This is a genomic window from Mesorhizobium sp. M1C.F.Ca.ET.210.01.1.1, from assembly GCF_004791585.1.
In the GTDB taxonomy this organism is placed as follows: domain Bacteria; phylum Pseudomonadota; class Alphaproteobacteria; order Rhizobiales; family Rhizobiaceae; genus Mesorhizobium.
Genome location: NZ_SRUU01000187.1, coordinates 1 through 302 on the forward strand (window position 1 = coordinate 1; position 302 = coordinate 302).

Sequence of the window (302 nt, forward strand, 5' to 3'; positions counted from 1 at the left end):
TGGAGCATCGTGCCGTGCTGCTCGGCCAGAAGGGCATTAGCGAGGTCTTCGATCTGGCGAAATCCGCCGACCTGCTGCTGGCCGGCATAGGCACCGCCGAGCAGGAGGCCTCGCTGGTCGCCACCGGCATGATCGACAAGGCCGAGATGGAGGAGACTCGCCGCAACGGCGCCGTCGGCGAACTGCTCGGCCATTTCTTCGACGAGGCCGGCAAGCCGGTGGCGACCACGGTTTCCAGCCGTGCCCTGGCGTTGGCGCGGGAGGACATCGCCAACCGCAGGATCGTCGCCGGCGACGGCGAC

General features: G+C 68.5%; 1 protein-coding gene. It reads left to right on the forward strand.

What is annotated here, in order from left to right:
- The coding region (locus EN853_RS33510) for a sugar-binding domain-containing protein (RefSeq protein ID WP_281062257.1) at positions 1-302 on the forward strand (302 nt) is incomplete at both ends.